Below are 23,608 nucleotides of genomic sequence, written 5' to 3' on the forward strand. Positions count from 1 at the left end.
CGGAAACTGACCCATCTCTGCAGGAGGCAGATTTTGACGCTGGTCCAGATGCAGCCCCGCTCCCCGCGTGTCGACCTCGTCCGCAGGACGGTGGACGACGCCATGGAGGCGGCCGGTCCGCAGGTCTGTGACGACATGACCGTCGAGGTGGCCCTGGCCGTCACGGCCAGTTCCCGCGCCGACCATCTGCTCGTCTGCGACGAGGACGGCCTCTGCACCGGGCTGATCACGCAGGAGCGGCTGAGCGCCATCCGCGACAGCGCCGCGTACACCGACCGGCTCCGGCTGCGCGATGTCCTCGGCGACCGTGGGCCGTTCGCCTCGCCCAGGACCACGATGGCCGAGGCCGAGCACGCGATGCGCTACCGCAAGCTCGCCGCCCTGCCCGTCGTCGATGAACAAGGCAGCGCTCTGGGCGTCCTCGCCCTCGCCCGCTGAGCCACCTCACCGTGGCCGGACCGTTCTCCTCTTCTCCCTGTGAGGCCTCATGCGCTGTGTCATCGCCCGCTTCCCGTTCGACCTGACCAAGAGCGGCGTCCTGGAGTCCATGAAGGGCATCAAGCCCGAGCAGGTCCTCGGCGAGTCCGTGATCATCGGCCGCCGCACCTACCCCGTGAAGCAGGTCGGCCAGGTCCTCACCCGCCAGGACCGCCGCGACTTCAGCGCCGGCGAAGTCCTCCGCGCCATGACCCAGCTCGGCTTCACCTGCCGCGGCAGCAGCATTCCCCGGGCCGCCATCGCCACGCGCGTACTCAGCCCGCTCCAGCGAGCCTCCGCGATGCTCGGCACCCCCGTCACCGCCTGACCGGTAGGCCGGCGCACGCCGCCACCCGAACAGCGAACAGGGCCCGACCGGCACACGCCGATCGGGCCCTTCCGCATACCCACAGGGAAGCGCGGACGGGTGGACCTCCCGCCAAGCCCGGCCCCGAGTCCTGACCGCCAGGACTCCGCGCGGAGAGGCCCTGGATCGGCTACCCACGCGCGGGCTCTCGCCTATCCGCCCGTCCGACGGGGCAGGAGGGCCCGTACGGTCTTGCCGCCTTCGGGCGTGGGGGTGACAACCGTGGCGTCGGCAAGATCGTTGACCATGTGCCAGCCGAACCCGCCGGTGCCGTCGACGAGGTCGGGTGTGCGCATGCGCGGCGGGTGGGGACTGGCGTCCTCGACGGCGACCTCGATGGTGTCGCAATGCACGGCCAGCCGGAGCGTGTAGGCGCCGCCGCCGTGACGCAGGGCGTTGGTGACGAGCTCGGAGACGACCAGGATCACAGTGTCGGCGCAATCCCGATCGATGCCCCACGGCCCAAGGGCTCCGAGGAATGTCCGGGTGGCCTGGCGCGCCTCGGCGACGGCGGTCGTTGAAGCAAGGGCTGTGCACTCGGCGCTCATCGTGGTCATCGCGCGCTCCGGGTCTGTTGTCGGTGTCCGGCCTTGCCTGCCCGGTCGTTGTTCCCTGTCCCGCAACTGTTCAACCTGACGAGACCTGATTACCTCCGTGGCGCGCACCCAAAAATCTATCGCGGCTGAAGTAGACATTGGGCGGTGGCGTGGCTATGGTTTCTCTCGTAACCCAGAGAGACCGCAGGGTCTGGCAGAGACGAACTGCCGGGCAGCAGTACACGCAGTACCGAAGTCGCAGTGCGCAGGACGGTGCGGTGGTGGTGTTTCGAAGCCAGAGCAGTTGAGTTGAACGACGGCGACGGGACTGACGACCGGACCGGGTGGCCCGCAGTCATCAGGGGCGACCGCGAGCAGTACCCAGCAGTGAAGTCAGTGAGCAGCACCTCGGTGAAGGCGTCGGCTGCGGGCGCGCGCACCGGGAAGTTCGGCAGTGGGGTTCCAAGCCAGAGCAGACGCACGATGGGCGACGGGGCTGGCTGCCGAAACGTGGCGCTAGGTCAGGCCACGAGCAGTAACAGCGGTTCGCAGTACAGAAAGAAGTACCAGCAGTACGCAGTCCCCCGCTTCGCAAGTAGTTGACACCGAGGGATGAACGGAGGAGTTGAAGCGCCATCAGGATCGCCCGGACGTAAGCCTGAGTCCGGGTACCGCAGGACATCGATAGTGAGGTGGTCTCCGGTCAAGCAACCGCGATCCCCGCATTCCCGGCAGCATCTCGGCCGGGTCGACGGAAACAGATGGCCGGCGCAGCAACAGGGCCGGCAGATGGTGTAGCAGTTCCTTCGGGGCCCTGGCGTCGTACGCGCCAGGGCCCCTCCCCACGCTCCGCCCCCTCCCTCTACCTGTTTCGCAGTGAGGTGCGATGACAGCAGACGACTCGTTCAGCCGTCTCGACGACGACGGCTACCCCGCCTACACGATGGGCCGGGCCGCAGAGATGCTCGGCACCACCCAGGCCTTCCTCCGCGCCATTGGAGAGGCCCACCTGATCACCCCGCTGCGTTCCGAGGGCGGCCACCGCCGCTACTCCCGCTCCCAGTTGCGCATTGCCGCCCGCGCCCGGGAACTCGTCGACCGGGGCACTCCCATTGAGGCCGCCTGCCGGATCGTGATGCTGGAGATCCGACTCGAGGAAGCTCAGCGCGTCAACGCCGAGCACCACTCGCCCGCATCCGAAGGGCGCCCGCGCACGGCGGCCTGAGGTGGACGTGCCCGCCGATCGCGGTGGGCACTCCCGCCCGCGCGTGTCGGAGGTATGACGCACCTTGCTGCCTATGGTGACGGGCCGTTGGCGGCGTGTAGCGTCTGCGTCAGCTGTCGTGGTTCGGAAGTCCCCCTTGCCCACGCCTTGGTGTGGGCGTTTTGCTGTGCAGTGCCGCAGGAACCAGGACGATCACCTCCGCCTTCCGCATGGAGCGGAAGGCGTTCATCGACTGGAAGGCATGAGACATGGCTACGGGAACCGTGAAGTGGTTCAACGCTGAAAAGGGCTTCGGCTTCATCGCCCAGGACGGTGGAGGCCCGGACGTCTTCGCCCACTACTCCGCGATCAACTCCTCGGGCTACCGCGAGCTCCAGGAGGGCCAGGTCGTCACGTTCGACATCGCCCAGGGCCAGAAGGGCCCCCAGGCCGAGAACATCAACCCGGCCTGACCCTCCCCCACCCCGCCCGCGTTCAGGGCCGCGCAGCGTTTGCCGCGCGGCCCTGATCCGCGTCCGGAGCGGGGCGGACCGACGGGGAGGCAGTCCGGCGACTGTCCTTCCCGGTGGAGGGCGGCATGGCAGTCGGTCGTGCTCGGGTGGCGCATTTCCTTCAGCTCGTCCTGCGGCTTCCTCGCGCGGGATCAGTGCCGCTTCGTCCCGCTTACCCAGGGTAGGCAGGGGCACGCAGGGCTTCGGCTGTGAGCCCGTGAATCACGCGATTACCTCCGTTCGAACCGACGCGGTTGCGCCGTCAACAGGGTGGGCAGCCCCGCCAGGTGCAGCCAGGGATGTGCCGCCATCCGGGACCTCTCCACCCGGCTTGCTCACCCGCGTGCGCCGGACTAACAGCCTCAGGGAGCAGCCGTGCTCGAGTCCGATTACCTCCTGACCAGCCAAGAGCAAATCTATCGCGGCTGGAGTAGACATTGGGCGGTGGCATGGTTATGGTTTCTCTCGTAACCCAGAGAGACCGCAGGGCCCGGCAGAGACGAACTGCCGGGCAGCAGTACCCGTAGTTGCAGTGCGCATGACGGTGCGGTGGTGGAGTTCCGAAGCCAGAGCTATTGCAGGACGGCGACGGGACTGACGACCGGACCGGGTGGCCCGCAGTCATCAGGGGCGACCGTGAGCAGCACCCAGCAGTGAAGTCAGTGAGCAGCACCTCGGTGAAGGCGTCGGCTGCGGGCGCGCGCACCGGGAAGTTCGGCAGTGGGGTTCCAAGCCAGAGCAGACGCACGATGGGCGACGGGGCTGGCTGCCGAAACGTGGCGCTAGATCAGGCCACGAGTAGTAGAAGCGGTTCGCAGTACAGCAGTAATCACCACCCGCAGTAGACGCAGTATCCGTAGTTGCAGTGTGTAGGGCGGTGCGGTGGTGGAGTTCCGAAGCCAGAGCTATTGCAGGACGGCGACGGGACTGACGACCGGACCGGGTGGCCCGCAGTGATCAGGGGCCACCACGAGCAGTACCGCAGTTGACGCAGTGGCAGTACCTGTAAGTGCAGTTCTCGTAGGTGCAGTACCCAGCAGTGAAGTCAGTGAGCAGCACCTCGGTGAAGGCGTCGGCTGCGGGCGCGCGCACCGGGAAGTTCGGCAGTGGGGTTCCAAGCCAGAGCAGACGCAGGACGGGCGACGGGGCTGGCTGCCGAAACGTGGCGCTAAGTCAGGTCACGAGCAGCACAAGTGGTTGGCAGTACGCAGTATCAGCAGTAAGCGTCACCGGCATTACGTAGTACCCCGCTTGGTAAGTAGTTGATCACCGAGGGAAGAACGGAGGAGCTTGGCGCCATCAGGATCGCCCGGGCCGGCAGGTTGAAGCCCGGGTACCGCAGGACATCGCTAGTGAGGTGGTCTCCGGTCAAGCAACCGCGATCCCCGCACCCCGATCACGCATGAGTCGGGTCAGCGGAAACAGAAGGCCGGCGCAGTCTCAAGGTCGGCAGATGGTGTAGCAGTTCCTTCGGGGCCCTGGTGCCATAGGCACCAGGGCCCCTCCACGCGTTCCGGAAAGAGGCTCAATGACAGCAGACGACTCGTTCGGCCGTCTCGACGACGACGACTACCCCGCCTACACCATGGGCCGGGCCGCAGCGATGCTCGGCACCACCCAAGGTTTCCTCCGCGCCCTGGGCGAGGCCCGCCTCATCACCCCGCTCCGCTCGGACGGCGGCCACCGGCGCTACTCCCGCTACCAGCTGCGCATCGCCGCCCGCGCCCGCGAACTCGTCGATCACGGAACCCCGATCGACTCCGCCTGCCGCATCATCATCCTGGAAGACCAGCTCGAGGAAGCCCAGCGCATCAACGCCGAGTACCGCCGAGCCGGCGAATCCTCCGCTCCATCGGCCTCGCCCTCGGCCTCGGCCTCGGCCTGAGGTGATCGTGCCCGCCCGGCATCGGCGGGCCCCGGTCTTGGCCCGTTTCCGGGGTGACGGGCGTGCGCAGGCGCGTGGCCCCGGTTGCGCAGCAGACATCGGGGCATGTGGTCGGGCAGGCGCGAACCGGTGGGGCACCGAGCCACCACGTCCGGTCGCCGAGGACGAGGAGACGGTCTGTAAGCGGAGTGTGGATGTACTCGCAGGACAGCGATTACACGTCCGGGCAGTCACTGGTGGGTTTCACCGTGGAAGCCGCTGACGGTGTCATCGGACACGTCGACCGACAGCAGGACCAGCCGGGCATGCAGCACCTGGTCGTCGACACCGGCGTGTGGGTGTTCGGCAGGAGCGTCCTGATCCCGGCCGGCGCCATCACCCACATCGATACGGCGGCGCAGGCAGTGAAGGTCTCGGCCACGCAGGAAGACGTCAAAGCCGCACCCCGGTTCACCACCGACAGCGAAACAGCCGACCACGCCTACCTGTCCGCGGTCGGCGACCACTACGTCTCTCTAGGCCGACCGCCCGCGCCCTGACCCGAAGCCGGTCGGCAACTCACCGGCCCACACACGAATGAACCGGCAAGCATCGAAACGTCGTCGCGCTCAGTGGGCAGCGAGGAAGACGGCGATGTAGTGCGCGGTGAAGGCTGCCACGGTCAGGGCGTGGAACACCTCGTGGTATCCGAACCAGCGGGGTGAGGGGTCGGGGCGCTGGAGGGCGTACACGACGGCGCCCGCGCTGTAGAGCAGGCCGCCCGTCACGATCAGGGTGAGTACGGCCGCGCCGCCGCTGTGCAGGAAGTCGGGCAGGTAGCGCACCGGTGCCCAGCCCAAAGCCAGGTAGCAGGGCGTGTACAGCCAGCGGGGTGCTCCGATCCACAGGACGCGGAAGGCGATGCCGGCCAGAGCGCCCGTCCACACGATCCACAGGAGGACGGAGCGCTGGTCGGGGGCGAGGAGGAGGACGGCGAGCGGGGTGCAGGTGCCGGCGATGATGAGGAAGATGTTGGCGTGGTCGAGGCGGCGCAGGACTGCCTCGCCGAGGGGTCCCCAGGTGCCGAGGTGGTAGACGGCGCTCGTCCCGAACAGCAGCCAGGCGGTGACGGCGTACACGGTGCACGCCGCAGTGGCCTCTGGTGTTCCTGCCAGACAGATGAGGACGATGCCCGCGGCCAGGGACGCGGGGACCATGCCGGCATGGAGCCAGCCCCGTAGCTTCGGCTTGATCGGCTCCACCAGCTCGGCCGCTCGCCCGAGCAGGTCGGCGGGAGGCTCGGAGCCCTCGCTTCCCCCATCCGTCGGTGCGGAGACACCATGGCCGTCTTCGGCGTCGTCCCGGGGCACTACTTCCCGTCCTGACACGTGCTGCTGGGCGTCACTGGCAACCATGAGTCCATGCTAGGAGCCGGTCCGGAGCGGCATGGCCCGAGGGGTGCTCCAGTCTCCGGCGCGGCACCGCCGGGCGCGGCCGGTTCGACCGCCTCTTGGTTGCGGTCCTGGCAGTCTTCTTCCAACTGGGGCTGTGGAACTCGTGTAATTCGGCGGGCCAGGGGAACGATCTGGGCTTCCGAAAGGGCCTCTCCGCTCTCCTACGTTCAAGGACCGCCGATGCTTCCCGAGTTCCGCTCCCACGCGTCCGCCCCCCTCTCCCATCAGCTGGAACAGCGACTGGGACTGGACCCCCGCCTCGAAGCCGGCCACATCGACGTGGAGCGCGTCGCGGACATCGCCGTCGTCGCATCAGCACACTCCGACGGATACGCGGCCACCGCACACCTCCTCGGCCTACTGGCAGCGCTCCCCGCCCCCACCGAGTCCGGAGAGCACTTCTGGTCGGACCTGTGGAGGTCATCGGGCTCCCTCTACTTGCTGCCCTCCAACATCAAGGCGTGCGTGCTGAGTTCACTGGCCGGAGAAGGCACCGGTCTGGCCGGTCAGATCCTCTCGGCCTTCGACGAGATGACCCCGCCCCAGCGCATCGCGGCCGGAGAGGTCATCGGCCGGGCACTCGCCGAGTCCGACCACCTCCCCGACCTCAAAACACAGGTCATCGGCGAGCTGTGGCTCCGCGACCTCGAACTCACCGCCTGGCGCGTCCTGCACGCGGACCACAAATCAGCCGATCCGTCCAGGCGAGAGGCCTTCTTCCACGCGTGGACGAGCGTCTGATCTGCAACGTCACCCGTGCGTGCACCGCCGAATGCGTGCGCGATGCGTGAGCGGACGGGGCGGCACCAGCCGTCATGCGCAGGACGCGGCACCATGCCGCGCGGCGCTGACCAGGAGGTTCAGCGCCACGCAGCACGGACCGGAACCGCCCGACACGGATTCGATCCCACTCCTAAAGCGGGTGTCGCAGGTTCGAATCCTGCCGAGGGCACAAGGGAAAGGCCCCCAGTCGATCATGACTGGGGGCCTTTGACATCTACAGCTGACATCAACGCGGGCGGTCACTGTCGGCCGGGCGCCTCTTGAGCAGCCGGTCCATGTGGGTGATCGCTTCGCGCTGGGTGTCCTGGACGACGTGTGTGTAGACGTCCATGGTGATGCTGATCTGGCTGTGCCCGAGGATCTCCATCACGACGCGGGGCGCCACCCCGGCGGCGGTCAGCAACGTCGCGCAGCCGTGGCGGGCGTCGTGCAGCCGGATCACCCGGAGGCCGGCGCCCTGAGCGACGCTGGTGAAGGAGCGGTAGACGTTGCGCGGCTCGACCGGGCGACCGGTGCGGGTGGTGAAGACGTGCCCGCTGTCCGCCCACTTCTCCCCCGCTTTGGCTCGCTGGCTGCTCTGCTGCATCCGGTGCCAGCGCAGCGGGCGATACACATCGCGGGGATGGGGACCGCCCGCCGGCGTCGCCCCTTGGGGTCATCGTCGTAGAGGACACCGCGGCGGCGCTGGGTCTGCTGGCGGACGTAGAGCACGCGCTTGTCGAGGTCGAGGTCCGACCAGCGGAGGCCGACCAGCTCGCCGCGCCGGAGCCCCATGGTGATGGCGAGCACGAAGGCCGCGTAGAGCGGGTCGGTCCGGGCGGCGGCGAGGAAGTCGAGCGTCTCGTCCAGGGACCACGGACTCAGCTCCCGCGACGCCGACCGGGGAGGCTCGACGAGCGAGGCCACGTTGCGCGCGATCAGCTCTTCGCGACAGGCGGCAGTGAGCGCCGTCCGCAGGACGCGGTGCGACTCCTTGGCGGTGGCCACGGTGGTCTTCTTCTCCAGCTGGACGAGGAAGCGTCGGACCTCGGCGACGCCGAGGGATTCCAACCGCCGGGTTCCGATCATGGGCTCCAGGTACAGGCGGACGTGCGCCTCGTACTTGTCGTACGTGCTGAGCTTGCGGCGCGGCTTGACGATGTTGTCGAGCCAGTACGGCAGCCACTCGGAGAGCTTGGCGGACTTCGTCGGCACGGGCACGCCCTGGTCGACCTTGGCGAGCAGGTCCCGTCGCTTCACGTCGCACTCGGCCCAGGTCTTGCCGTAGGCGAACTTCCGGGCCCGGGTTCCGTCGGGCTGGAGGACGTACACGGCGGCCTGGAAGCGGCCGTCCTTGCGCTGGGTGATGGTGCCCGCCCCGTTCGGGTTGCGCTTGCGCTGGGTGGCCATCAGGCAGCCTCTCCGATCTCGTGGTCGATGAACTCGCGGACTGCGTCGACGGGGATACGGCGGGCCCGGCCGATGGTGATCGAGATGAGCCGCCGGGACCGGATGAGGTCGTAGACCGTCGAGCGCCCAACCTTGAGCCGCTGCATGACCTCGGGGACGGTCAGAAGTTCAGGGGTGGCGGTGGTCATGGTGTGGCTCCCTCCCAGTCGAGTTGGTCGCGCAGGGCTTCGCGGGCTGTCTGGCGGTTCAGCTGGATATCGCGCGCGATGGTCGCGGCGAGGACGGACTCCCCCGGGCTGTGCCCGTGGCCGGCGTACTGCCAGGAGGCGAACACGAGCACGGTGTCCGGCTCAACGTCCTCCAGGCCACGGGCTTCGCGTTCTTGGGCGGCGCGGTAGTCGGCGCGGGTCTGGCGGAGGGCGCCGAGGGTGGTGGAGTACTGCCTCGACTTGGTGGAGAAGTGGCCGCGGAAGCCGAGCATGTGCGACCAGGCGGCGAGGCGGCGGTCCGGGTACAGCGGGTCGAGGTCGAGGCAAGCCTCGATCAGGCGGGCGGTATGGTCGGGAACGTCGAGGAGGACGAGGGCCTCGCGGTTGCCGATCCGGCGGTCGAGGGTGCCTGTGTTCTCGGCGGCCTTGGTGGCGTACTTGGCGACGTACGAGGCGACCGCCTGTTCGGTGATGTCCGAGCCGTCCCCGAAGGCCTTGATCGGGCGTACGTCGAGCTGGCTTCCCCACCGGAAGGTGCGGGCGGGCTGGTCAGCAGCGGCCGGGACAGTGATTGAGGTGTACGGGTGGGCTACGGCGGCCCGGATCGAGCGGTCGAGGAGCTCCGTGGTGGCCCAGGAGGGCGGAGGGCTGAGCGGGCCTGCGGGTCCGTCGATCCGGATCACGGCGTGGAAGTGGATGGCACCGCGCTTCTGGAACTCGGCGACCTTGCCGTAGGAGATCCGGGCTTCCTCCTTCAGCTCGCCTTGGGTGAGGCCGGCGGAGGCGGCGATCTCGCGGCGCAGGCGGGTGGTGAAGCGTTGCCAGAGCTGTCCTGCGTGGTTGTTGAAGAGGATGGCGGCGGCGTAGTCGTACTTGGCCGGGTCGAGGGCGGTGCCGAGTTCGGGCGCGTCCTCCTGGTGGTGCGTGCCGCAGCGGCAAGGGCGCCCGGTGGGGCAGTTGTGGACCGGGCCGAAGGACGGGGCGGTGAGGGTGGCGAAGACGCGGGGGTGTTCGCGGACGGTGGCGGGGATGTCTCGGCGGTCGTCTCCAGCGAGGCCGGCCCGGATGAGGTGGTACGTGTCTCCGGCGTAGGTCCAGGCGCAGGCCGGGCAGCGGGAGGCGCGGCGGTTGCCGCAGGCGATACGGAGACGGGAGCCGGGCTCGTTCTCGGTGGAGTAGCGGTGAAGGATCTCGCCCGAGGTCTTGTCCTTGGCGACCGTCCAACCGGTGATGTGGATCGGGTCGGAGCAGCCGCCCGTTCGGTGGATCTGGTCTTCCCAGCGTGCGTAGCAGGGATCCCCGGCCACCTTCAGCATGTCGCCGAGGGTGGCCGGGTCCAGGCCCGCGAGGGTCGCGGCGTGGGTCACGCGGTCACCGTCCGGTGGGGACGGCGGATGGAGCGGCGGGTCCCGGTGCCGTGGCAGGTGAAGCAGTGGGCGGTGATCGTGCGGAGGTGGCCGTTGTGGTCGCGGCCGCCGAGGGTGATGGCGACGGAGGCGTGGCCGTCGCAGTTCGGGCAGAGCTCTCCCGGGGTGTTCTGGTTCATGATGGTGGTTCCGTCCGGTTTGTTGGATCGGGCAGGAATGCGGCGCCGGGACGGCGGAGACTTGGCGGTTGAGGCCGTCCCGGGGCCGGTCAACGGCTCTTGAACTCCTGGCGCAGGGCGCGGACGAGGAAGAGCATGACGACGGCGCTGATGGACAGGGCGACGGCGGTGACCGCGACGGCCAGGAGCAGCGAGACGGCGACGGAGGCCAGCGCGAGGACTCCGGAGACTCCGCCGGCGGCGAGGGCGAGGGCGGTTCCGGGCGAGCTCTGGACCAGGCCGCCGAAGGCGCTCGGGGACTTCACGGGGACGGGCGCCGAGCCGAGCTCCGAGTACTCGACGGGCACGGGGGTCGGGCGCATGCCCGCGTGCATCGGCTGCTGGTGAATGCTCCCTAAAACTGGGCAGGCCACCGTGCAAATGTCCTTGTTGAACGGGCAGTTCAACCCAAGGAGTGCACGGTGGCCTTGTCCCCAGCAAGACCTACTTCGCCTGCTCGAGTCACTACGTTCGGCGGACGGTCTTGAACTCGTCCGCGATGTCGCCGAGCGTCTGCTGCAGGAACTGATCGAGGCCGAGGCCAGCGCGAGGATCGGCGCCGAGTGGGGTGAACACGCCGAGGCCCGCACCGCCTATCGCAACGGACACCGTGACAAGACCCTCACCACGCAGGCCGGTGACCTGGAACTCGCGATCCCCAAACTTCGGACCGGCAGCTTCTTTCCCAGCCTGCTCGAGCGCCGGCGCCGAATCGACCAGGCCCTCTACGCGGTGATCATGGAGGCGTACGTCCACGGCGTGTCCACCCGCTCCGTCGACGACCTGGTCAAAGCCCTCGGCTCGGACACCGGTATATCGAAGAGCGAGGTCTCCCGGATCTGCGCCGGCCTCGACGAACAACTCGAGGTCTTCCGCACCCGACCGCTGGACCACATCCGGTTCCCCTACCTGTTCCTCGACGCAACTTACGTCAAAGCACGCGTCGAGCACCGGATCGTCTCCCAGGCCATCGTCATTGCCACCGGCGTCACCGAAGACGGCGGCCGCGAGGTCGTCGGCGTGATGGTCGGTGACAGCGAGACCGAGGCCTTCTGGTCCCAGTTCCTGCGTCACCTGCGCGAACGTGGCCTGTCCGGCGTCCGCCTCGTAATCTCCGACAGCCACAGCGGCCTGGTCAAGGCCATCCGGAAGGTCATGATCGGCGCTGCCTGGCAACGCTGCCGCGTCCACTTCGTCCGCAACGTCTTCTCCGTGATCCCGAAAGGCTCCGCGGAGATGGCCGCCGCGACCATCCGCACCCTGTTCGCCCAGCCCACCGCCGAAGCCGTCCGATCCCACCTCGACACCGTCGCCGACATGCTCGGCAGCCAGTTCCCCAAGGTCAAAGCCATGCTCCTCGAAGCGAAGGAGGACCTGACCGCTTTCGCGGACTTCCCGCACCAGCACTGGAAGAAGATCCTGTCGACCAACCCGCTCGAGCGTCTGAACCGGGAGATCAAGCGACGCTCCGACGTCGTCCAGGTCTTCCCGAATACCGCCGCCGTCAGCCGCCTGGCGACCGCCGTCCTCACCGAGCTCCACGACGAATGGATCGCCTTCCCCCGCCGCTACCTCTCCATCGAAAGCATGGACAGCCTCTATCCAGACACCGCAACCCGCCTGCCCGACACCACCGAAAGATCGGTTACACCACTACAAGGGACATGACCCAGCGGGGGAACCTCAGTCTGCGAAGGAGACTGTTCAGCTGATCGAAGACACCGAAGTCAGTAACGGATGCTTGGTCGGCGGGTTGGAGCAGATCCCGATCGGGCAGAACGACGCCCTTCGCGTTGCGCGATCGCTCATGCGCGGAGGCTACGACAGTCATAGCCTGCAGGCTCGCGCCCACCGATACCCGCAGGGAAACACCATGGACATCTTCGTCGTCGCACACTCCCCATCACGCGAATACGACCAGACCTTCGTGCCCCAGGGCATGCCCGTCACTCCCTTTGCCGACTTCGACCTGAAGATGGACCAGGCGGCGTCACTCATGTCGATGACCCTACTCACAGCGGTCGGGGGCGTCAGCGCCAAGGTGGCGCAGGAGGACGAGCTGGAGAACAGGAAGCTGACGGCCCTGTCGGCGGCGGAGTTCGATCGGGTCAAGCGGGCCGTGGACGAGCGGGGCGCAAGGGCATTCACACCGGGGCAGGACGGCCTGCAGAACCCGATCATGCTGTGTGACGCGCCTCCGGGCTCCGGCCTGTGCTCGGCCGCGACGGGGGTCCACAAGTGCTACGGCCTCCTGCGCCAGCTGCATGACTACTACCGGAACGGCACCGGGAAGGTCTACCTCGTCTACTGCCGCGGCACCAGCAAGGCGTCGGGGGTCGACTCCAAGCTGGCCGCCCAGGTGTCGGGCGGAGACGACCACATCTTCCAGGCCTTCACCGACCAGGCCCAGCACCTCTTCACCCTGGCCCGTGACCGTGACAAGACGGCCTTCTTCGCAGAGTTCGATCCCCGTTCCCAGCGCACCAAGGACCTGCTGCGCTCGTGGAAGCCCGACATCGCCGGGATGGCCATCACGGCACGGAAGGCCGAGCAAGTGTTCGTGGCGGCGAACGGCGACCTTCAGAACCCCTACGACCTGAGCGAGAAGGGCGAGGAGGCCGGAGCCGCCCTTCTGCGCCACTACCTGGCGAACGAGCCGTTCCGGACCCTGGTGACCCAGGTGGCCGACGAGGAAAGGCCACTGGGGTCCTTCAAGTCGTCCGCGGCGGATGTGGTCATGAAGAGCTGGGGCTGGCACAAGGTGGAAAGGGAGGAGCGCATCGCACTGCTCGGATACGAGCCGAGGTTCAAGACGTGGTACAGGGAGGGGGAGCAAGAGAAGAAGGCGCAGCTCAAGGAGATCAAGAAGGCGGAGCTCCGGCGGCAGGACGGCGGGTCAAGCTCCAGCAGCTTTGACGGCTCGGACTACGACTCGTCGTACGAGTCGGCCCCGCCTTCACCGCGCGCCCAGCGCCCCGCCTACCACGCGCGGATGGACGGCACGGAGCGCTGGCAGGTCATCGTCCAGCACTTCCAGCAGAACTGGCTCGCCCCCGACCTCATGGACCCGGTCGACACGCACAACCGTGACCTCCTGGCCCTCGGTGGTGGTTTGCTCGACTTCGCCTACTTCCAGGGGCGGCTCCTGCTGGGCTTCACCTTCGTCGGCGGAAAGCCGCTGAAAGGCGACCAGGTCCACAACCCCGGCTACATCGTCATGGACACGTCCGAGTTTATGGGCTATTACCAGGACTGCTGCTACTTCGGGAAGCTGTCCAAGGCCGGCGACGGGGTCTTCACCATCGTGGAGCCGCACGGCAGCGATCCAGGCATCGAGGCGATCGCCTCGGCGTTCAAGCGGCTGGACGTGGACATTACCTGAGCCTCGATCCGGGTGCTGATGCCCCTGTGGATGTCAAGGTTTGGGTGGAGCGGGTGTCGCGGGGCTGGTTGCCGTCGTGGTGGGGGTGAGGAGTCGGTAGATTTCTCGTGCGACGCAGCGTTTGAGGCATCGGATGATCTCCCGCTTGGTCTTGCCTTCTGCTGTGCGTCGTTGCAGGTAGTGCTGGGTGCGTGGGTCCCAGCGGAGGCGGGTGAGCACGGCGCGGTAGAGGGCGGCGTTGGCCTGGCGGTCGCCGCCGCGGTTGAGCCGGCGCCGTTGGGTCTTGCCGGAGAACTGTTCGACGGGGGCTGAACACGCACAGGGCGGCGAAGGCGGCCTCGCTGGTGAGACGCTCGGGGTTGTCGCCGGCCGCGATCAGCGGGGCGGCGGCGCTGTCCGGGCCGATGCCCTGCACCTCCAGCAGGCCGGGACTGCTGGCGTTCACGGCCCGAGCTATCCGCTTGACCAGGTCGTCGATCTCCTCGGTCAGATGCTGGATGCGGCGGGCCTTCCACTGGGCATGGGTGAGTTGCCTACGCGTCACCACCACAGTCTTACCGGGTTCCACCCTGCGAAGAGGGCGGAACCCGGCGACTCATCACGACATCACACAGGCCCTAGACCGTGTCCTATGTGGTGAGGCGTCGTTGAGCTTTGCATGGGGCGGGGTACTTGGAGTTGGATTGTTCCGGACGGGCTGTGGGATATCGCGGAGCCGCTGATCCCGCCCTCGAAGGTGCGGGCGCAGGGTGGCGGAACTGCGGATACGCCTGATGAGACGCTGTTCGCAGCGATCATCTACGTGCTGGTCAGCGGATGCGCTTGGCGGTCGCTGCCGCCGTGCTTCGGGATATCGAAGTCGACCGCCCACCGCAGGTTCCTGATCTGGTCGAGAGCCGGAGTCTGGGGCCGGCTACACGAGGAGATCCTGCACCGCCTCGACGACGCCGGCCTCCTCGACCTCTCCCGCGCCGTCCTGGACTCCGCCCACGTCCGCGCTAAAGAGGGGGCGAACTCACAGGTCCGAGCCCCGTGGACCGGGGCAAGCCGGGCTCCAAGATGCACGTCCTGTCGGATGCGAACGGACTGCCCCTCCTCGTCGGCATCAGCGCCGCCAACACCCACGACAGCCTCGCGCTCAAGCCCATGATCACGGGCCACCAAACGAGACACGACCCCCACCGTGGCCGCTACTTCAAGCCCCGGCGCCTCCACGCCGACAAGGCCTACGACATTCCCCACCTGCGAAAATGGTTACGCGGGAAACGGATCGGGGTCCGTATCGCACGCAAGGGCGTCGAGTCATCGGAACGACTCGGCCGGCGCCGGTGGGTGATCGAGCGGACCATGTCGTGGCTGACCGGCTACCGCCGCCTCAACCACCGCTACGAACGCCACCCCCGCAACTACCTGGCCTTTCTGGGCCTCGCCGCAGCCATCTGCTGCTACAAACGGCTCGTCCGCCTCACCACATAGGACACGGCCTAAGCCCCCAGCGACTTCTGGGGGCTAGCTACTGCTGGGACGCGGTGCTATCCGCTGTCGCCGGCGAACGAGGGACAGCGCCGATTCCTCCCGCGGTGGGGGCCCATGTCGGTAGGCGGTGACCGCGGCTGGTTGCTACGCGGACTGCGTCTCGCAGCGCTCCGGTCAGGTCTGTTGCCAGGAGGCGGAGCTCGTCCGGGTCGGTCCCCTCTTCGGCAAGGACTTCGAGGGCATGGTCCAGGAGCTCCGCGCCGAGGCTGAGTTGGACCTCTTCGGTGTTGTCGGCCAGGCGGGACAGGTAGCCGGCGTTGTCGTCGGCGCTCAGGAAGCAGGGCTTGCCGTCCGGGCCTATCCACGGCAGGTCGCAGTTCGTTGTGGGGTGTCATGCTTCCGCCCTCCTGGCTTCGGTCGTGTGGTGGGTGGTGAAGACTGCGTCGGCTCGGTCTCCGGGGAGGACCAGCAGCGTCGCCTCGACCACGCGGCCGGTGGTGTCCGTCGCCACGCGCGTGATCGACAGGACTGCCGAGGTCACGCTGATGCGAAGGGTCGTCGCTTCGTCTGGGGTGGGGAGACGTGTGCCGACCTTTTCCCGGACCGCTGCCAACGGTGGGCGCCGCTCTGCCAGGCGTGCGGCTAACAGCCCTCTGTGGATGTCTGACGGCGCCAGGTCTCGGGGCACGTAGATGCGGGCCAGGCTGTGCGGGGTCCTTCCCTCTTGGGTGAAGCAGAGGAACTCCGTCAGGGGACTGCGGGGCGAGACCTTCAGGAGGGCGGTCAGATGGCCGTGCGCCCGGAGGTTGGTGGCGCGGACCGTGGCGTGGAGGGCTTCCTCGGGCTGGGTCGGTGCGCTGGGCGCATAGCCACCTCCGACGTACGTGATTCTGCGGAAGGGGTGGCGGACGAAGTTGCCGCTGCCGTGGACCTTTTCGATGAGGCCTTCGCTCTGGAGGAGCGCCAGGGCGCTCCGCAGCGTGGGCGTGCTGACCGTGTAGCGGGCGGCGAGTTGGGCCTCTGAGGGGAGGCGTTCGTCGGCCTTTAGGCGGCCCGTCGAGATTTGGTTGCGGAGGTCTTCGGCGATGGCGTGACGGCGGGAGGGGGAAGGGTGGGTCACCAGTTCCTCCGCATCCGTAGGGCGACGAGGCGAGTGCGGGCGTGCATGGTCAGCAGTTCGCCCGACTCGAAGCAGAGCCGCTTTGCGTTGGCGGGGAGTTGGATCAGGTCGATGACGCGGCATGGCTGGCCGCCTACCTGGATTACGTCGCCGCGCTGGACCGTGGTCGAGGTGATCTCGACGTTCGTGGCGAGGGCGCCGCTTGGGGTCCATCCGGTCACTGGGTCACCTGCCGCGGGTGGGAGTGGTCGTCTGGGGTGTGGCAGGCGCAGGCGCAGGCCTCGTAGATCACGGGTACGCCGACCGGTGCCGTAGCCGGGCACGACTGCGCGCACTCGTGGTGTGTGCCGATCGCGCACGAGGTCGAGCGGTAGGGGGTGGTGGCCGGGCCGGGTGGTGGGGCCGGCCTCAGGGAACGGCCGCTGGTGTGGGCGGGAGTGGGGACCATACGGTTCGACATGCTGATCAGCTCCTACTGCTGTCGGCCAGGTCCCCGGACGTCGCCCGTCGCGGGGACCGCTTTGCGTACGGCGGCCCAGAGGGTGCGGCCGGTCAAGCTGCTGGCTAGGAGCCCGAATCGGTCGGCCTCCGCCACTACTTCCAGGACCTCCCGCCATGCGGAGGCGGGCAGTGCTTCCGGCACCTCCGCTTCGATCGACGTGTAGTCGGCGTGCGCCTCCACCCGCGTGGTCAGACCCAAGGTGGAGAGCCGGGCAGCGATGTCCTCGGCCCTTGCTACTTCCGAAGCGGGCACAGGGCCTCCGTTGCCGGATGAACACATTGAGTGAAGCTAGTTAACTAGATTAGAGCTAGTGGACTAGATTTTCTACATGCCTGAGCAGCCGCCTTATCTCCGTATCGCCGACGTACTGCGGCAGCGGATCGCGGAGCGTGTGTGGACCGTTGGCGATCGGCTTCCGTCGCGGGCGCAGATCGCCGGGGAGTGCGGGGTCGGCGAGAACGTGGTGCGCCGGGCGCAGGAGCTGCTGATCGCCCAGGGTGTGTTGGAAGGTCGCGCGGGGTCGGGTACGTACGTCGCCGAGGCCCGTGAGCGAGTGCGGGTCGTTCGGTCCTCAGCGCGCGAGCAGCCCGGGGAGTCCCCGTTCCGTGCGGACATGCAGGCCTTGGGGCGACAGGGGAACTGGGAGAGCCGGACGGAGGCGAAGGTGCCAGCGCCGGCCGAGATCGCCGCGCGACTTGGGATCGCTGCGGGCGAGCTGTGCGTCCGCACCGTCTACGAGTTCCTCGCCGACGGCAGGCCCGTTCAGCTGTCAACGAGCTGGGAACCCTACGAACTCACCGCCGGCACTCTCGTCGTACTCCCCGAGGGTGGGCCGCACGCAGGTGTTGGCGTTGTGAACCGTATGGTGGAGATCGGGATCACGGTCACCCATGCCGTCGAACAACCTGAGCCGCGTCACGCGACCGCCGAGGAGGCATCGCTCCTAGGGATCCAGAAGGCCGCTCTCGTCACGCACATCCGGCGGACGTACTACGGCGACCAAGGCCAGCCCGTGGAGACAGCTGACATCGTCATCCCCGCAGCGCTGTGCGAGATCGCCTATGAGATCCCCGTCGGTCGCTAGCGACGTCTGATGGCGCCCTGATGATCTGACGGACGAAGGCAAGGCTGGTCTGGAGCCGCAGGGTAATCTCAGCGCCCCAGGTCACCCGCTGCGAAACGCGAGCCCGCTGTGTCCATGCGTGAGAGCTTCAACAACTTCACCAGCCTCTTCAAACGCACATCGAAGACCGCTGAAGGCGCACCGTTCGCAGCGGAACGACCCTGCCAGTGCTCTCCTGGCTGGCCTGCGCTGGAGACCACGGCGAACGGCTACATGCTCCCCGCCGAGGCTTCCAGCCACTACAGCCTTCTCGCCAACCCCGACTTGGGTCCGTTCGTCGCGCGCTGCACGAGCTGCCAGGCTCGATACCCCCACCCCTGGGTGATCCCGCCGGGTGCTCCCATGCCCTTCGACTGGGCCCGAGACTGAGCGGGAAGACCTCCGTCGAGAGCTACCGATCAGACGGTTGTTTCCGACATCCACGACTGACATCAACGATGCGGGACGGTGGCGCACACAAGCAGCCCGGTTCGGCAATCGCAGCGGTGGGAACGGCAGACGTCATCTGCTGTCGATCGAACTCCTAAAGCGGGTGTCGCAGGTTCGAATCCTGCCGAGGGCACAAGTGTGGAGGCCCCCAGCCGATCTTGGCTGGGGGCCTCTGGCGTCTACGGGTGGCGTCGGCGGGTCACAGTTGGTGGATCAGGCGGTGCAGGTTCGTGCTGGGGGCGTGCGGGGTGTTCGGGAGGTAGACGACCTCGACCCCCAGGGCGGTGAAGTCGCTTTCCCAGCGCTCGCCGCGGGGGGTGCCGCGCCACTCCTCGCCCTTGAAGAGGCGGTGGAAGCCGATCCGCTGCCAGGCGTCCAGGTTCTCCGGGGTGGGTTCGACGACGGCCTCGTCGACGCAGCTCATGGAGCTGACGACCTCGATGCGCTCGTGGAGGGGGATGGCCGGCGGGAATCCCTTGTGGCAGGAGGCCTCGTCGGTCAGTACTCCGGCCACCAGGTAGTCGCACTGGGCGCGGGCCCGCTTGAGCAGGCGCAGGTGGCCGACGTGGAAGAGGTCGAAGACTCCTGACACGTAACCGATGATCTGCGACACGGGGGTCCTCCCGGACAGGGGTGCGGGGCTGGGGTCGGGTGATCAAGGTTGCCGCAGGTGAACGGGGCGGACCAGGGGGCACGGGTGTCCTGGACCCGACATGTCCTCCACAGGACAGGTGGTCGGATCGGCCAGAAATCTCTGTGGGATACCGTGCCGCCCGCCCTTCGGCGGGGCCGCCGGTCAAGCTAGCCTGGCGCACGTACACAGGGCCTGTGAGCTGCATCGATACGCCCTGCAGGGTCTTCCAAGGGGTGGGCGTCAATGGTCGGTCGGCTAGAGCTCGATGACGTGACCGCATCGGTCTACCGGCGCAAACTGGCCCATCCTCACGACGGGGTCCCGGAGCTGGCCGAGCACCTCGGGCTGACCCCGGACGACGTACGCCGCTCGCTGGCCCGGCTCAGCGAGATGGCGCTGCTGCGCGGCGGCGGGGGCGATCCCGGACAGGGCCGCGCCATCGGTCCGGAGCTGGCCCTCCAGCTCCTCCAGGCCCGCCAGCAGGCCGAACTCGCCGCCCAGCAGCAGCGCATGGAGGCCACGCGGGCGGCCGTCGTCGGGCTGATGGCCGAGATCGCCGACTCCTCGTCGCAGGAGGCCTCGAAGTCCGGGATCCGGTACCTCGAAGGCATCGACGCGATCCGCGACCAGATCGAGCTGCTGTCCGCGGGAGCCCGCTCCGAGGTGCTGTCCTTCGCCCCCGACTCCCAGATGTCGCAGGCGAGCATCGAGGCGGCCCGGCCGCTGAACCAGCGCAACGTCGAGCAGGGCATCGAGATGCGGACCATCTACCTCGACAGCATCCGCCACGACCACCACGCCCGGGAGTACACGACGTGGCTGGAGGGCATCGGGGTCCACGTCCGCACCAGCCCGGTCCTGCCCAACCGGCTCACCATCGTGGACCGGCGCAGCGCCCTGGTGGCCGTCGACGCGACCAACACCGGGGCCGGGGCGGCGCTGGTCACCAGCCCGGGCCTCATCTCCCTGCTGGTCACGCTCTTCGAGCACATCTGGGAGGCCTCGGCCCCGCTCGGTCCGACGGCCGCGCCCGGCGAGCCGGAGCTCCTCACGCGGCAGCAGGCCGCGGTGCTCCAGCTCATGGCCGAGGGCCGGACGGACGAGGCCATCGCCCACGGCCTGGGCGTCTCCACGCGCACCGTGGGCCGGGTGATCACCGGGCTGCTCGCCCACCTGGGCGTCCGCAGCCGGTTCCAGGCCGGAATGCGCGCGGTCCAGTACGGATATCTGTCGCACTCACACCCGCACTCGCACCCGCATGCCTCGCGCGCCGATCAGGCCACGAGGTCGGCGTAGAGGATCACGTTGTTGGTGCGGTGGCCGTTCCTGATCTCGCCGCCGCAGGTCAGCAGGCGCAGCTCGGGGCGGTTGGTGTCCCCGTAGACCTTGTCGGTCGGGAAGTCCTTCTTGGCCACGTCCTCGATCTCGCGGATCTTGAACCTGGCCGTCCTGCCGTCCTCGCGCGGCACCTCGATCAGGTCACCGAGCTTGATCTTCTTGACGTTCTTCATCACCGCGGGCCCGTACTTCGTGTCGAAGTGCGCGACGAGGACGGACACCCCCTTCTCGCCCGGAGTCACTCCCTGGGTCCACCAGCCGGGGTTGTCCGCGTCGGTGTCCGCGTTCGGCACGCCGAGCTCGCCCGTCGCCGGGTCCACCGCGAGGTCGACCATCTTCTTCGCGTCCACCCCGGCCGCGTCGATCTTCATCCCGGTCGGCTTCGAGCGCGGCAGGGCGGCGGCGGCCGGGTGCCCGCCCTCGGGAGCGGGAGCCGCCGTGCTGCCCACCTCGGGATCCGCCGGCAGCCCGGTGCCGGTGCCGGAGCCGGAGCCGCACGCGGTGAGGGTCCCGCACGCGGTGAGCGCGACGATCGCGGCGACGGCGGCGGTACGGAAGGTGGCGCGCATCAGTGTTTCCCTCGGGTCGGCGTCACCTGCGGTGGCGACGACACGACGTTACGAGGGTCATGTCCGGATCGTCCGTCGGGAACGTAACAGCCGCCCGGACGCCACCCCGCGAAGCCGTTAAGGACGGACGAGGGCCCCTCCGGCCGAAGCCGGAGGGGCCACATCACGACATCACGACGTCACGGAAGCGAGGCGGGCTCGGCGGCCCTCGGCCCCGTCCTCAGCTGAGGCCCCTGCTGCGCTCGCCGATGCGGTCGCCCTGCGGGGTCCCGGCCCGCTTGAGTTCCGCCTTCGTGTGCGCTCCGCCCTTGACCTTGCTCCGGATCGGACCGGAGAACCCGTGCGCGTGCTCCACGGCACCGGGCAGGTGGGTCGCCTCCGCGGCCTTCGCGACAGCCGCCTGGAAGTCCTGCTTCTGCTCTTTGCTCATCCCGTCGTCACTCCCTAAAAAGACTCGGGGCACCCAATCGGACTACTGGGATCGTATGCATATAAAGGGCCCAACGCACCCGGACCGGACGTAACAAACCGTCGATCAAGGACGGTCGATCAGGGGCCGTCGATCAAGGACGCGGCGAACCCGGCCGCTCCGGCGGCCCGAGCACCTCGTAGACCAGTTCCTCCGGACACGGCGTGCCCCGCGGGATCTGGTACTTTGCCGCGATCCGGTACTCCCCCGGCGCCGGGGCGAGCAGTTCCGTCCACTCGTCGCCGATGCCGTCCGAGGGCGCCTTGAACAGGCACCCCGCCGTGTTCGCGTAGACCTTGGGCTCGGCGACCGTGCCCTTCGGCGTCGCCTTCCCGGCGGCCTTCGAGGCCTCCGTCTCCTGCGGCGGCTCCACCGGCTTGCCCGCGCCGTCCACCAGCCCCAGCCACGGGGAGTGCGGAATCCGCACGAGCACCCGGCCGGCCTGCTTGACGTCGATGACCAGCTGGTCGGCGCTGGCCCGCACCACCGTCGCCTGACCGGCGACCAGGTTCGTCGGGTCCGTGACCTTGAAGAGCTGCCAGTTCGCGTCGCCCCAGATCTGCTGGAGGTACGGGAGCCCCTCGCGCACGAGCTTCGCCTCGTCCCGCCCGCCCTCATCGGGTTTGTCGGCGGGCAGCACCACATAGTGCACGGCCCAGCGGTCCAGCCACTCGCGGTAGCTGTAGGAGGTCAGGGTGTCGTCGTAGAAGACCGGGTTGCGTTCCAGGTCGGCCTGCCGGTTCCAGCCGCGCGCGAGGTTCACGTACGCGGGGAAGGCGGAGGACTCCCGATGGCTGCTGGCCGGGACCACCTCGACGCGGCCCCGGTCGGCGCCCGCCCTCTGGAGCTGGTCCACCAGCGGGGCCAGCTCGCGGCTCCACGAGGCCAGCGGGGTGGTGCGGACGATGTCGGTGACGCTGTTGACGGTGATCCAGGCGGTCACTCCGGTCAGCGCGAGGAGCAGCCCGTACCAGCGCCGCGTGCGCGGGGCCTCGTACGGGAGGGCCGCCAGCAGCACCACCCCGCCGAACAGCATGGCCAGCCGGGTCACGTTCGAACCGACCTGGGAGTCGATCGCCCAGGTCAGCGCCACCCCGAGGGCGTAGATCGCGGAGGCGGTCCGGACCGACTTCCAGCCCTTCGGTACGAGGAACAGCGCGGCCAGCGCGCACGCGAACGGCAGCGCCGCCGAGATCAGCTTCATCGGCTGCGTCCCCGAGAAGGGGAACAGCCAGGAGGACAGCCCGACCACCGCCACCGGGGCCAGGCCGAGGGCGTACGCGCCCGGGCGCCGGCCGTTCAGGAACAGCGCGGCCGCGATCACGCCGAGGAACAGTCCGGCGACCGGGCTGGAAGCGGTGGCGATCGCCGCGAGCGGAGCGGCCACGGCGGCCTTCGCCCAGCGCCGCTCGGCCCATTTGCGGGGCCAGCAGAAGACGGCGGCGACGGCGCCGAGCGCGAACATCGCGCCGAGCCCGAAGGTGACGCGGCCCGACACGGCGTTGCACAGCAGCCCGTACACCCCCGCCAGGGCGGGCCACAGCGGCTCGCGGACGGCGCCCCGGCAGCGGGTCAGGATCATCGCGAGCAGCCCGGCCGAGACCGTACCGGCGATCATCATCGTGGTGCGGACGCCGAGCACGTGCATCACGTACGGCGAGACCACGCTGTACGAGACCGGGTGCATGCCGCCGTACCAGGCGAGGTTGTACGCCGAGTCGGGATGGCGGCCCACGAACTCCGCCCAGGCGTCCTGCGCGGCGAGGTCGCCGCCGCTGTTGGCGACGGCGAAGAACCAGATCAGGTGCAGCAGCCCGGCCAGCGCGGTGGCCACGGCCACGGGGTGCCGGCGGGCCCAGTCGAGGGCACGGAGCACCGACCCGGCGGCGCCGGCCTGCGGGCTCGGGGCCTGGGAGGCCTCAGGGGCCTCAGGGGCCTCAGGGGCCTCGACAGGGTCGGGAGCCTCGACGGGTTCGGGGGCCTCCGGGGCTCCGCCCCGGCCGTGGACCCGGGTCTCGGCCCGCGCCTGGTCCTGACCCGGGGTCCGGCCTTGGTTCCGGCCCTGGTCCTGGCCCTGGTCCTGGCCCTGGTCCTGCCGCTCAGCGGTGGTCACGCCGACGTACTCCCCACTCCGGTCCCTCGGGTGCGTCCCTCGGTTCGTAGACGCGGTCCGCCGCCCCGGGGTT

The 23,608-nt window shown here is 68.7% G+C and carries 26 protein-coding genes and 3 pseudogenes; 12 read left to right on the forward strand and 17 right to left on the reverse strand.

The genetic code is table 11. The features are described 5' to 3' along the window. Nucleotides 1-33: 33 nt before the first annotated feature. Both OG435_RS19840 and OG435_RS19845 read left to right on the forward strand, forming a co-directional pair. Complete coding sequence (locus OG435_RS19840) at nt 34-438, forward strand: CBS domain-containing protein (protein ID WP_266878384.1); 405 nt, start codon at nt 34-36, stop codon at nt 436-438. 49 nt (nt 439-487) lie between these two features. Further along, a complete protein-coding gene (locus tag OG435_RS19845; protein ID WP_266878386.1) occupies nt 488-805 on the forward strand; it encodes an SCO5918 family protein in 318 nt (105 codons plus the stop codon). Nucleotides 806-996: 191 nt separating this feature from the next. On the opposite strand, the gene OG435_RS19850 is transcribed toward OG435_RS19845, so the two are convergent. Further along, nucleotides 997-1,401 (reverse strand): ATP-binding protein, encoded by a 405-nt coding sequence (locus OG435_RS19850; protein ID WP_266878388.1) that lies wholly within the window; start codon nt 1,399-1,401, stop codon nt 997-999. Between the two features lie 865 nt (nt 1,402-2,266). On the opposite strand from OG435_RS19850, the gene OG435_RS19855 reads away from it, so the two are divergent. The 4 genes from OG435_RS19855 to OG435_RS19870 all read left to right on the forward strand — a co-directional run bounded on the left by OG435_RS19855 (nt 2,267) and on the right by OG435_RS19870 (nt 5,520). Continuing rightward, entirely contained in the window at nt 2,267-2,605 is a 339-nt protein-coding gene (locus OG435_RS19855) for a helix-turn-helix domain-containing protein (RefSeq protein WP_266878390.1), read from the forward strand. A 248-nt stretch (nt 2,606-2,853) separates the two neighbouring features. After that, on the forward strand, nt 2,854-3,057 hold the full coding sequence (locus OG435_RS19860; RefSeq protein ID WP_266878392.1) for a cold-shock protein: 204 nt from the start codon (nt 2,854-2,856) through the stop codon (nt 3,055-3,057). Nucleotides 3,058-4,624: 1,567 nt separating this feature from the next. Beyond that, entirely contained in the window at nt 4,625-4,981 is a 357-nt protein-coding gene (locus tag OG435_RS19865; RefSeq protein WP_266878394.1) for a MerR family transcriptional regulator, read from the forward strand. Nucleotides 4,982-5,175: 194 nt separating this feature from the next. Further along, a complete protein-coding gene (locus tag OG435_RS19870; RefSeq protein WP_266878396.1) occupies nt 5,176-5,520 on the forward strand; it encodes a PRC-barrel domain containing protein in 345 nt (114 codons plus the stop codon). A 69-nt stretch (nt 5,521-5,589) separates the two neighbouring features. Here the strand turns inward: OG435_RS19870 and trhA are convergent, their stop codons facing one another. After that, nucleotides 5,590-6,375 (reverse strand): PAQR family membrane homeostasis protein TrhA, encoded by a 786-nt coding sequence (trhA, locus tag OG435_RS19875; RefSeq protein ID WP_266878398.1) that lies wholly within the window; start codon nt 6,373-6,375, stop codon nt 5,590-5,592. A gap of 219 nt (nt 6,376-6,594) precedes the next feature. Between trhA and OG435_RS19880 the strand changes: the two genes are divergently transcribed. Continuing rightward, entirely contained in the window at nt 6,595-7,155 is a 561-nt protein-coding gene (locus OG435_RS19880) for a hypothetical protein (RefSeq protein WP_266878400.1), read from the forward strand. Nucleotides 7,156-7,423: 268 nt separating this feature from the next. Here the strand turns inward: OG435_RS19880 and OG435_RS19885 are convergent. The 5 genes and pseudogenes from OG435_RS19885 to OG435_RS19905 all read right to left on the reverse strand — a co-directional run bounded on the left by OG435_RS19885 (nt 7,424) and on the right by OG435_RS19905 (nt 10,703). Then, nucleotides 7,424-8,586, reverse strand: a pseudogene (locus tag OG435_RS19885) (tyrosine-type recombinase/integrase). Further along, nucleotides 8,586-8,774, reverse strand: a complete 189-nt coding sequence (locus OG435_RS19890; RefSeq protein ID WP_266878402.1) for a helix-turn-helix domain-containing protein — start codon at nt 8,772-8,774, stop codon at nt 8,586-8,588. The pseudogene OG435_RS19885 and the gene OG435_RS19890 overlap by 1 nt, the downstream one beginning before the upstream one ends. Next, nucleotides 8,771-10,162, reverse strand: a complete 1,392-nt coding sequence (repSA, locus tag OG435_RS19895) for a replication initiator protein RepSA (RefSeq protein ID WP_323187852.1) — start codon at nt 10,160-10,162, stop codon at nt 8,771-8,773. The genes OG435_RS19890 and repSA overlap by 4 nt, the downstream gene beginning before the upstream one ends. Further along, a complete protein-coding gene (locus OG435_RS19900) occupies nt 10,159-10,341 on the reverse strand; it encodes a hypothetical protein (protein WP_266878404.1) in 183 nt (60 codons plus the stop codon). The genes repSA and OG435_RS19900 overlap by 4 nt, the downstream gene beginning before the upstream one ends. An 89-nt stretch (nt 10,342-10,430) precedes the next feature. Continuing rightward, the gene (locus OG435_RS19905) at nt 10,431-10,703 is read right to left on the reverse strand and encodes a hypothetical protein (RefSeq protein WP_266878405.1); all 273 of its coding nucleotides are present in this window, start codon (nt 10,701-10,703) and stop codon (nt 10,431-10,433) included. A gap of 58 nt (nt 10,704-10,761) precedes the next feature. On the opposite strand from OG435_RS19905, the gene OG435_RS19910 reads away from it, so the two are divergent. Together OG435_RS19910 and OG435_RS19915 are read left to right on the forward strand one after the other, a co-directional pair. Further along, nucleotides 10,762-12,048: an IS256 family transposase gene (locus OG435_RS19910; RefSeq protein WP_266878406.1), complete on the forward strand. Its 1,287-nt coding sequence runs from the start codon at nt 10,762-10,764 to the stop codon at nt 12,046-12,048. 205 nt (nt 12,049-12,253) lie between these two features. Next, complete coding sequence (locus OG435_RS19915) at nt 12,254-13,762, forward strand: hypothetical protein (protein ID WP_266878407.1); 1,509 nt, start codon at nt 12,254-12,256, stop codon at nt 13,760-13,762. 33 nt (nt 13,763-13,795) lie between these two features. On the opposite strand, the pseudogene OG435_RS50700 reads toward OG435_RS19915, so the two are convergent. Then, nucleotides 13,796-14,270: pseudogene (locus OG435_RS50700) on the reverse strand (transposase); the annotation flags it as partial. Between the two features lie 150 nt (nt 14,271-14,420). Here OG435_RS50700 and OG435_RS19925 point away from each other — a divergent pair. After that, a protein-coding gene (locus OG435_RS19925) for an IS5 family transposase (RefSeq protein WP_266878408.1) occupies nt 14,421-15,238 on the forward strand; the annotation gives its coding sequence in 2 pieces (ribosomal slippage) (nt 14,421-14,766 and nt 14,766-15,238; 819 coding nt in all). 37 nt (nt 15,239-15,275) lie between these two features. Here the strand turns inward: OG435_RS19925 and OG435_RS19930 are convergent. The 5 genes and pseudogenes from OG435_RS19930 to OG435_RS19950 form a co-directional block, all read right to left on the reverse strand. Beyond that, nucleotides 15,276-15,633: pseudogene (locus OG435_RS19930) on the reverse strand (hypothetical protein). Continuing rightward, entirely contained in the window at nt 15,630-16,358 is a 729-nt protein-coding gene (locus tag OG435_RS19935; RefSeq protein ID WP_266878409.1) for a GntR family transcriptional regulator, read from the reverse strand. Before OG435_RS19935 ends, OG435_RS19930 begins: the two are co-directional and overlap by 4 nt. Beyond that, entirely contained in the window at nt 16,355-16,579 is a 225-nt protein-coding gene (locus tag OG435_RS19940) for a hypothetical protein (RefSeq protein ID WP_266878410.1), read from the reverse strand. The genes OG435_RS19935 and OG435_RS19940 overlap by 4 nt, the downstream gene beginning before the upstream one ends. Further along, nucleotides 16,576-16,818, reverse strand: a complete 243-nt coding sequence (locus tag OG435_RS19945) for a hypothetical protein (protein ID WP_266878411.1) — start codon at nt 16,816-16,818, stop codon at nt 16,576-16,578. Before OG435_RS19945 ends, OG435_RS19940 begins: the two co-directional genes overlap by 4 nt. A gap of 12 nt (nt 16,819-16,830) precedes the next feature. Beyond that, on the reverse strand, nt 16,831-17,112 hold the full coding sequence (locus OG435_RS19950; protein ID WP_266878412.1) for a hypothetical protein: 282 nt from the start codon (nt 17,110-17,112) through the stop codon (nt 16,831-16,833). A gap of 76 nt (nt 17,113-17,188) precedes the next feature. Here OG435_RS19950 and OG435_RS19955 point away from each other — a divergent pair, with 76 nt between their 5' ends. Beyond that, nucleotides 17,189-17,944 carry a GntR family transcriptional regulator gene (locus OG435_RS19955; protein ID WP_266878413.1) on the forward strand — a complete coding sequence of 252 codons (756 nt, stop codon included), beginning with the start codon at nt 17,189-17,191 and terminating at the stop codon, nt 17,942-17,944. Between the two features lie 667 nt (nt 17,945-18,611). Here OG435_RS19955 and OG435_RS19960 read toward each other — a convergent pair. Continuing rightward, the gene (locus tag OG435_RS19960) at nt 18,612-19,025 is read right to left on the reverse strand and encodes an adenylyltransferase/cytidyltransferase family protein (RefSeq protein WP_266878414.1); all 414 of its coding nucleotides are present in this window, start codon (nt 19,023-19,025) and stop codon (nt 18,612-18,614) included. Nucleotides 19,026-19,316: 291 nt separating this feature from the next. On the opposite strand from OG435_RS19960, the gene OG435_RS19965 reads away from it, so the two are divergent. Continuing rightward, nucleotides 19,317-20,342 (forward strand): helix-turn-helix transcriptional regulator, encoded by a 1,026-nt coding sequence (locus OG435_RS19965; protein WP_266878415.1) that lies wholly within the window; start codon nt 19,317-19,319, stop codon nt 20,340-20,342. Here OG435_RS19965 and OG435_RS19970 read toward each other — a convergent pair. The 3 genes from OG435_RS19970 to OG435_RS19980 form a co-directional block, all read right to left on the reverse strand. Next, a complete protein-coding gene (locus OG435_RS19970; protein WP_266878416.1) occupies nt 20,321-20,953 on the reverse strand; it encodes a sortase domain-containing protein in 633 nt (210 codons plus the stop codon). The genes OG435_RS19965 and OG435_RS19970 overlap by 22 nt on opposite strands. Nucleotides 20,954-21,173: 220 nt before the next feature. Then, complete coding sequence (locus tag OG435_RS19975) at nt 21,174-21,383, reverse strand: hypothetical protein (RefSeq protein ID WP_266878417.1); 210 nt, start codon at nt 21,381-21,383, stop codon at nt 21,174-21,176. A 133-nt stretch (nt 21,384-21,516) separates the two neighbouring features. Beyond that, entirely contained in the window at nt 21,517-23,535 is a 2,019-nt protein-coding gene (locus OG435_RS19980; protein ID WP_430625659.1) for an MFS transporter, read from the reverse strand. Between the last annotated feature and the right edge of the window lie 73 nt (nt 23,536-23,608).

This window comes from Streptomyces sp. NBC_01264, from assembly GCF_026340675.1.
GTDB lineage: Bacteria > Actinomycetota > Actinomycetes > Streptomycetales > Streptomycetaceae > Streptomyces.